The sequence below is a fragment of the Vibrio sp. 10N.286.46.A8 genome (genome assembly GCF_041470165.1).
Classification (GTDB): Bacteria; Pseudomonadota; Gammaproteobacteria; order Enterobacterales; family Vibrionaceae; genus Vibrio; species Vibrio tasmaniensis_A.
The window spans coordinates 1-8,549 of sequence record NZ_JBFRLX010000176.1 but is presented as its reverse complement, the minus strand read 5'-3'; the positions used below and the strand labels follow the sequence as shown (position 1 = coordinate 8,549).

Below are 8,549 nucleotides of genomic sequence, written 5' to 3'. Positions count from 1 at the left end.
ATATACTATCCTAATCTTATTATCTATTTTCTGTTTCTTTTCCGAACTCTTTAATATCTCATTAGCTAGCTGAAGAGTTTCTGAATCTAAGCAATTTTCAAGTATGAAAACATTTTCAACTCCTTCAGCATTCATAGACTCAGCTAAACCGGAGGTTGAAGCAATTGCCATATCACATGCAAGAAGTGCTCTTTTATAAGAATTAGCGCCTTCTAAAACCTGAGCTCGAACTTGACTCGAGAGATCGCTAACAGTTTTGCTTTCTGCTAGTATAGCTTCGTTAAAGATAAGGTCATCGACTTCCCAAAAAGTTGTCACACTGAGGCGCTTACACTCTTCAATCAAAGACATAACAATATCTGTACTAGGTACTCGATAAAATATAACTATAGATGAGTTGGAGATATTAGCTCTTGCTTGGTGATACTCGGTCCAAGATACAACTTCGCATTGAAATCCTAGCAGCTCAAGCATTTCTTTTTTCTGTGTCACTCGATATTTAGTACATTGCTGTATGCTTAGCTCTGCAATAATTGTCACAGAGTTTGTGCAGATCTTATGAGCGGGAGTCGATACGTTATTTAAGAAATGTTTATCACTTATATTACTAATATTAACTTTTGATGAATGATGTAAAGTTGCATGTACAAGAGCCTTTACCCCACCAGACTTTAAAATTCGTAATGCATAATTTAGTGTGTTTCTCATTCCTTTCTGACGTATAGCTCGCGGAAGGTAAAGAATCAGATTTTTAGCTTTCTTAATTTTATTCAACAAGGCAATAATTGGTTGAACAGAGTTCCAAATAGTCGAAGTTTCAATGGCGTTTAAACGATTAGCAACTTGCTCTAGAGCTTCTTTTTGGCTGTTTAACGCAATATCTCTGTCTTCGAGTTGAGCACTTAACTCAGCGACTTGAAAAGTCAAAGTACCATTTTCATTAGTCAAAGCGTTTATTGTGTCTAGTGCCTTGCTCCTAAAAAAATCAGACTTTGAATATAAATCAAAAAAATCACTATAAAGAGCAGAAGGGAAATCTATTTCATAACCTAAATGGACATAGAACTCATCTAGCATTGCTTTAGCCGACGCAAATTTACCAAGACTTAAAAGATAATCGTGTAGTTTGGTGTATTTAGATGTCCGGGTACATTCAGAGCCAACGATAGATGACAATACATTGAGATCAAAGTCTAGAAAACGACGTTCAACGCGAAACTGTTCATATTCACTTCGAAAGAATTTTGAGTCGTTAACAGCTAAACTCAAATTCTCTCCGTCTCCTCTCACGCGATACGCAGATAACTTTTGGCTAAGTAATGTAAAATCTTCAGTTGAAGATAATCTTAACCACATGTCATAGTCTTGAAGTTGAAGTAACCTTTCGTCGAAATACCCAAACTCTGCAAATATGTCTTTATGAAACATACCTGAAGTCGCACACAACATATTTCCACAATCAATGAAATTCTTTTTAATCGCTAAACTGCTAAACTCCCTGTTAAAGATTTGAGATAGTTCGTGATCACATAAATTGTTATCGTCATCGATTATATCAACCCAAGAAAAAGAAAAACGAGTAGCCTTCTGCTGCATCATGGCTAGCTGAATTTCTAACTTATCATTGTGATAAAGGTCATCACCCGAGAGTAAAGTAACATAATCTCCCTTACATTCTCGAATAGCCAAGTTAAATGCGTGTGAGGGAAAAGTGTTATTATCTAAGCTAATAAACTTAATTATATCATTTTTATCTTTGTACGACTTTATCGTCTCAACAGTTCCATCGGTAGAGTTGTTATCTACAATAATCAACTCAAAGTTATTATAAGTTTGTGATAAACAACTCTCAATGGAGTCTGAAACATACTTCTCGTGATTATATGTCACCATGCATATTGAGATTAAAGGATTACTTGGTTTCTGCATGATTAAATGGACCAACTATTAATTAAGCTTACGATACGTTGTAGTTCCAATTCAGTCAGAGTGGGGCTAATTGGTAAACTCAAAATATCATCACACACACTTCTAAGCTCGTTAGTATGCTCTAATTCTGAGTAGGCTACTTGTTCATTTACGAATTTGGGATAATGCTTTTGGGTTTGTACACCATTTTCCAACAGATACTCGCTCAACTTTTCACGTTCTGGAGTTTTGATAACGAATAAATGAAAAACATGGCTTGCTTCGTACTTCCATTCAGGAAGCGTGATGAGTTCGTGCTTTATATTTTCGATATAATAGCGAGCGACTGTATGTCGATTTTCGATATCATCATCGATATACTTAAGTTTAACTCTTAAAATAGCTGCTTGTATTTCATCTAACCTACTGTTCACACCTTTGTAAATGTGCTCATATTTTACGTGAGAGCCATAGCTTCTAAGTGCTGAAACAATTTCCTTAAGTTTCTCATTATTTGTGGTAATAGCACCAGCATCACCTAGAGCTCCTAAGTTTTTACCAGGATAGAAGCTGAAGGCACCTGCATCTCCCCAAGAACCGGCTTTTTTCCCATCAATCATAGCTCCGTGTGCTTGTGCGCAATCTTCTAGCACCAACAGGTCATGCTCTTTAGCCAATTTACAAATCTCTTCCATTGGGGCCAATTGACCGTACAAGTGGACTGGAAGTATTACCTTGGTCTTTGACGTAATTTTTGCAGCAATCTTAGTTACATCTATATTAAATGTCTCGTGGTCTGCATCAACTAGTACAGGTGTCAGATTGCTTTCTGAAATAGCAAGGACAGATGCGATAAATGTATTAGAAGGTACAAGGACCTCATCACCATCCTGAATTAGCCCCATAATTTTCCAAGCTTTAAGAGTAAGTGTCAGCGCATCCAACCCATTACCGACACCGATACAAAAATTCGTCTGGCAATAAAATGAAAACTCACTCTCAAACTGCTTTAGCTCATCTCCCATAATATACCAACCAGAGTCAACAACTCTCTCAAAGGAAGCCTTTATTTCTTCTTTATATCTTTCGTTAAGTGTTTTTAGGTCTAAAAATGGAATCATCTTACTATTTCTCTCGCGGGGTTACCAACAACAGTACTGTGAGCAGCAACATCTTTAACAACAACAGAGCCAGCACCAATCATAGCACCAGCACCAATGACAATCCCAGGCAAGATTGTCGCATTTGCGCCAATTGAAGCGTTATCATGAACAATCGTTTTTAAAAACTCATCAGGAAACTGCTTCGAGCGAGGTCTATTATCGTTTGTAAAAGTCACGTTTGGTCCTACAAAAACATTATCTCCGATTGAGATACCATCCCAAAGTTGAACACCACATTTTATAGTGACATTATTACCAACAAAAACATCATTCTCAATAAAGGTATGTGAGCAGATATTGCAATTTTCTCCGATATTTGCTCCTTTGAGAATTACGGCATACTGCCAAACTTTTGTATTCATTCCGATACTATCAGTCTGAACATCACTTAATTTATGGATAAAAGCTTTCATATTAAGAACATCCACTATTATAGCAAAGGAAAATCATGATTTAATTTCTTTTAAAAATTGTTCGTAATCACGAATATAATCGGACTCATCATAAAAGCTATCAGCTAAGACTAAAAGCACACAGTCATCCGAAAAGTCATACATCTCTCGCCAAACAAAAGATTCTATAAACAACCCTTGTTCAGGATTATCCAAGAGAAAGTCGATCCTTTCATGTCCGTCATCTAACAAGAATCTACACGACCCTTTTAATACAATAGCTAATTGCTTTAGTTTCTTGTGGGCATGAAAACCTCGACGAACATCGCCTTTTGTGTTGTACAAATAATAAACGCGTTCAATAGCAAACGGTATGTTTTTTTTATCTTCTAGCGCAACCAAAGAACCTCTGTCATCTCCATGCGCCTGAAACTGTATAAATTTTACGTCCACGTATCCTCCCAATTAAATAAATTTACGCATTTACGCATTTACGCATTTACGCATTTACAAGCTGCTGCATCTAAACCTAGAATACTAAATTTCGTATTTAAATACGTTTCTAGTTCATTAATATTAACCGAAGCATCTTCGTGTAAAGAACTTGACTCAAGACTAGGTACTGTTAATAAATGAGAAAGTTCTATATTTGAAGCATCAGCTAAAGGTTGAAATATGAAGTAGTTAGTACACTGCGCAGATGGCGATAACATTATCGCTTGACTACCGGGTTTCATAAACAAAACATTGGTGAATGACGCTCCCGACGCACCAAAAATAAAATCGGCCTGTGAAAACAATCTGTACTGCTCTTCAAAACTCAAAGAACCCGTATCGACGAAGTCAAAACCAAATTTATACAAAACTCGTTCTACCTCAATGATATTTGTTATCTTCCTAAGTTTATTATTGCTTCTTTGTAGGTATATTCTACTATTTACGATATCAGGAGAGACACTCGTTGTTACTGAACGAGACACTTCGTGCTTAACATCTAACAAACCATCAAACGAAAGAAAAAACTCTTTCTTAGGGTTTGGTAAGTGAGTTGTATTATCTAAAGATAGCCAAAGAGGAGTACAATAAATTAACTCATCACAAGTGATAAGTTCCGCCTTTTCAATTTTTATCAAAGAAAAGCTAAAATCACTTGTTGCAGACAAAATTATTTCAATTACACGAACACACTGTTCTGGCATACATTCATCGATGAGTATATTTACGTTCTCATCACCAGCTATAAAGGAATTTTTAATTTTTATTAACTTGGGAATAACTTCTGTCATGCAGTGGTAATAATTTGAGGTATGCTCTTTCAACAAGCTAATAGAAACACCGTTCACAATACGTCGAGAATTAGTAATAACCTCATAATCAAAAGCCTCGACACTTGTATTTTTAATGAAAATATCAGGTCGCTTCATGTCATGCTTCGGAGTCAGAAACTTTAACTCATGATGATACATCTTATCACCATAAATCACAGCATCTGTACCACCTAGGACACAAACGCCAGTCAAACGAATTACTTTTATATCTGGTAAGCTAGATTTTAACGACGAACGCCTACATTCCAAATTATCTATATATAATTTAGGGGAGGATATTTCAGAATAGTTCCCGGTTTTGTAATAGAGTACTTCACACTCCACATCTAAAGAATCTATATCATCGACCAAGCCGACTTCAATAACCTTTACGACATCGTCATCACTTTCTAAAGCGTCTGAATCACTTTCTAAAGCGTCTGAATCATTTTTGGAAAACACTCTAACTAGGGTGTTCCTATAAAAATGTAAGCTATCTATATACTCATACCTCAAAAATCGAGGAAAAATATAATAAATAGACTTGAGAATTTCTTTAATTAACTTTCTCATATCAAAACCAAAATAAATTTCTATTCGTGTTAAGTTGAAATACAAAAAGACTGTTACAATAATATCCAAAGGGTAATTAAATCCAATTACCTATTAGCATAAAACTGTCGTCTAATTTTCTTAATAAAACCATTTAAAAATATCGAATTTTAAACTCAGCGCCCATCACACCCACCACTCATAAAGTAGATTAAGTCCGCTAAACATCGATTCGATATCCTCAATTTGACTGCTTGATAATGACTCATGATAATCACTTACTGGTTTAACAATATTACTCCCATAATTTTCAGAAAAAGTTGGGTCCGCATTGTCAAACTCAAATGAGTTTCTCTCGAACGCATTACCACTTAGTTCATAACCTAAGTGATTTTCCAATCCATCCAACTCTCCCCTGAGACCTTCGATTATTTTTTCATATTTTACCACATAAACACCACCAGACTTAAACAGGCAAGATTCATGTATTGTATGGTAATAATTATATATATCACTAGCCACTTTCATTACATTTACATCAGAGCAATATCCATCATGCTCATTGTAATAAAGTCCTCTCTTGATATACACCTTTAACATTGATGAAACCACAGCTCTAGGATCCCTTACAATATAAATGACTTTACTCCGAGGCAGGAATCTTGGAATTAGATCAATATAGAGAGAGATTTCAGGATCTTTCAACACTAAATATTTGTAGCCCGAGCCTTCGAAGTTATTCAACACTATTTTCAGCATATTATTTACGTGCGAAGAATATACATTAAACAATGTTTCCTTGTCTTTTGCGTAGATAGAGAATCGCTCTCGATCAGAATAGTTGACTATATCAAAATAATGTTTGATTATTTGAGTGATAAAAGTACATTCAGGTAAGTTCGGATAACATTTTTCATTACCTGTAATCAAGCCAGAGAGCAATGTGGTGCCACTTCTAGGTGCACCTATTATCATGATAGCGTCTTTCTTATCCATGTTAAAAATACCTTAAAATTATCATTACCCCTAACAATTACTAATCACATCACTGATGTTGAATAGTTAACTCAGGAAACAGATCTACTTTTGACCATAGTGTGCTATTGGGTCTTTTTTCAACTCTAAATATATATGAATCAGGGACAACATCCAAATATGATATGTTTACATCTGGAATGATTGGGTCAGTTACCATTGCAATCAACGAGTATGTATTATGTTGCAACGGTAACTTCAAAGTATATTCCACTTTCAAAGAGTCTCCTACTTTAACATCGTATAGCTCTTTTCCAGCTTGCAGAAAATTACAAGTAACTATGTTAATCTTCTTATCATCTAATATATGAAAATTAACCGATATTTTCTTGTTTACGTAGCTATCAAAATATATCTTTATTTTTATAGTTTGGTTAAATTGGACATCTTCGATCAAAAAGTCGTTTGTGTCGACTATCTCTACATTAGTAATTTTTGCTTCACCAGTCCCATGTCTAAAGAAAGCAACTTTTTTGTCAAAATCGGACTCTTCATCAACTCGACTTGATACTCTAGGCCCATCATCTATTTTTAATACCTCGAGTTCGCCCCCCCTTATTAGTGATTCCTCAGTTCCGTTTCCATTACTTTCTTTTGAAGACTTGGGTTCATCTCCAACTTCAGTGTCTTCATTAGGTTCCTGCAAAGAATCTTTATTTGCCTGATTCGTCAACATACGCATATCGTTCATGTATAGTTCAGCGACCTCACCAGCAACTCCAACTGCATGAACTCGACCATTTTTAAGATAAATACATCTTTCGCATAGACTTTTCACACTATTAATGTCGTGACTCACAAACAAGATCGTTGTTCCCCTATCCTGTATTCTTTTCATCGCAGTCATGCATTTAGTTTGAAAGGTCATATCTCCGACAGCGAGGGCTTCATCCACGATAAGTATATCTGGTTCAATGGATATTGCGATCGCCATCGCTAATCTAGCGAACATGCCTGAAGAGTATCCTCGAACAGGTTGGTAAATATGCTCTCCAATATCAGCAAACGTGATAATGCGATTTAGCTTTAAGTCTACATCTTCTTTGGATATACCCATTAGAGAACAGTTAACATAAACATTATCGATACCACTAAGCTCCATATTAAACCCAGTACCAAGTTCCAATATAGAAGAAACAACACCGTCAATTTCAGTCGTTCCTGCGCTTTCAGTCAAAACACCAGTGATAATTTTTAATAGAGTAGATTTTCCTGCTCCATTTTGTCCTATGATTCCGACAGTTTCGCCTTTCTTTATTTCAAAATTAACATCATCTAGTGCGTAAAAATTTTTATGGTATATTTTCCTAAAAGGATGTAGAGCCTCTTTAAACCTATCTCTTGGATTATCATACATTGGATATGTTTTAGTAATATTTTTACAATTTATCGCTATATTATTCATATTTCAACTCCTACAACACATCAGCAAAGTGAGGCTTCAATTTCCTAAAACACACGCTTCCAATAATTATAAGCGCAAAAGTAGTACCCCAAAAATAGGCAGTCCACAATATCGAATCCCAAAACCAAACATTGTTGCTAATCGAGTTCCTATAGCCTTCTGTTATGTAAAAAGCAGGATTTAACTTGAATACCCATTGATATTTTTCAGGAAGCATACCTATATTCCATAATATAGGCGTAACCCAAAAACCCAATTGAATAGCTACAGCTACAACCTGACCAATGTCTCTAAAAAATACGACTATAGATGAAGTCAACCACGACAATCCGAGTACGAACGCTAACGAACAAAGTAGATAGTATGGGATTTGTAACCAATTAAGTGTCGGATAATAACCATATAAGATAGAAGCGAGGATAAGAATACCGACAAAGAAAAGGTGAATGGCCAAAGCTGACAAAATCTTAACTATTGGTAGCAAACTGACATTAAAGACAATTTTTTTAACTATATGACTTTGCTCATTTATCGAGTTAGTTGCACTAGATATAGCCTCCGTAAGAAAAAACCACGGAACCATTGCCGAAACGAGCCAAAGAGCAAAAGGAACCCCATCTGATGTTGGTTGCGCTTTGAATCCAACCTGAAAAACGAACCATATAACCATGATTGTCACTAGTGGTTGAATAAATGCCCATGCCCCCCCGAACAAAGAACCCAAATAACGGTTCTGAATATCTCGTTTCGCCATTGTCACAAGTAACTCACGACTTCTATATATTTC

Annotated in this window: 8 protein-coding genes; all 8 read right to left on the bottom strand. The window is 35.7% G+C overall.

The window, feature by feature from the left end:
- A partial coding sequence (locus AB4232_RS16815; RefSeq protein WP_372087588.1) for a glycosyltransferase family 2 protein occupies positions 1–1,929 on the bottom strand: 1,929 nt, incomplete at its 3' end.
- A 2-nt stretch (positions 1,930–1,931) separates the two neighbouring features.
- Complete coding sequence (locus AB4232_RS16810) at positions 1,932–3,029, bottom strand: DegT/DnrJ/EryC1/StrS family aminotransferase (protein WP_372087587.1); 1,098 nt, start codon at positions 3,027–3,029, stop codon at positions 1,932–1,934.
- Positions 3,026–3,484 carry an acyltransferase gene (locus tag AB4232_RS16805; protein ID WP_372087585.1) on the bottom strand — a complete coding sequence of 153 codons (459 nt, stop codon included), beginning with the start codon at positions 3,482–3,484 and terminating at the stop codon, positions 3,026–3,028. The genes AB4232_RS16810 and AB4232_RS16805 overlap by 4 nt, the downstream gene beginning before the upstream one ends.
- Positions 3,485–3,517: 33 nt before the next feature.
- Positions 3,518–3,916: an FdtA/QdtA family cupin domain-containing protein gene (locus tag AB4232_RS16800; protein WP_372087583.1), complete on the bottom strand. Its 399-nt coding sequence runs from the start codon at positions 3,914–3,916 to the stop codon at positions 3,518–3,520.
- A gap of 38 nt (positions 3,917–3,954) precedes the next feature.
- Positions 3,955–5,343, bottom strand: coding sequence for a DUF563 domain-containing protein (locus tag AB4232_RS16795; RefSeq protein ID WP_372087582.1), 1,389 nt, complete (start codon positions 5,341–5,343; stop codon positions 3,955–3,957).
- A gap of 165 nt (positions 5,344–5,508) precedes the next feature.
- Positions 5,509–6,318 (bottom strand): sulfotransferase, encoded by an 810-nt coding sequence (locus tag AB4232_RS16790; RefSeq protein WP_372087581.1) that lies wholly within the window; start codon positions 6,316–6,318, stop codon positions 5,509–5,511.
- A 49-nt stretch (positions 6,319–6,367) separates the two neighbouring features.
- Positions 6,368–7,762, bottom strand: a complete 1,395-nt coding sequence (locus AB4232_RS16785) for an ABC transporter ATP-binding protein (RefSeq protein ID WP_372087580.1) — start codon at positions 7,760–7,762, stop codon at positions 6,368–6,370.
- Positions 7,763–7,772: 10 nt separating this feature from the next.
- Positions 7,773–8,549 (bottom strand): ABC transporter permease (locus AB4232_RS16780; protein ID WP_372087579.1); only part of this gene is annotated, 777 nt, incomplete at its 5' end.

Excerpts from the sequence above, each read along its gene's own strand:
- AB4232_RS16785 (WP_372087580.1), bottom strand. The coding sequence starts at position 7,762 with ATGAATAATATAGCGATAAATTGTAAAAATATTACTAAAACATATCCA.
- AB4232_RS16810 (WP_372087587.1), bottom strand. The coding sequence starts at position 3,029 with ATGATTCCATTTTTAGACCTAAAAACACTTAACGAAAGATATAAAGAA.
- AB4232_RS16805 (WP_372087585.1), bottom strand. The coding sequence starts at position 3,484 with ATGAAAGCTTTTATCCATAAATTAAGTGATGTTCAGACTGATAGTATC.
- AB4232_RS16790 (WP_372087581.1), bottom strand. The coding sequence starts at position 6,318 with ATGGATAAGAAAGACGCTATCATGATAATAGGTGCACCTAGAAGTGGC.
- AB4232_RS16795 (WP_372087582.1), bottom strand. The coding sequence starts at position 5,343 with ATGAGAAAGTTAATTAAAGAAATTCTCAAGTCTATTTATTATATTTTT.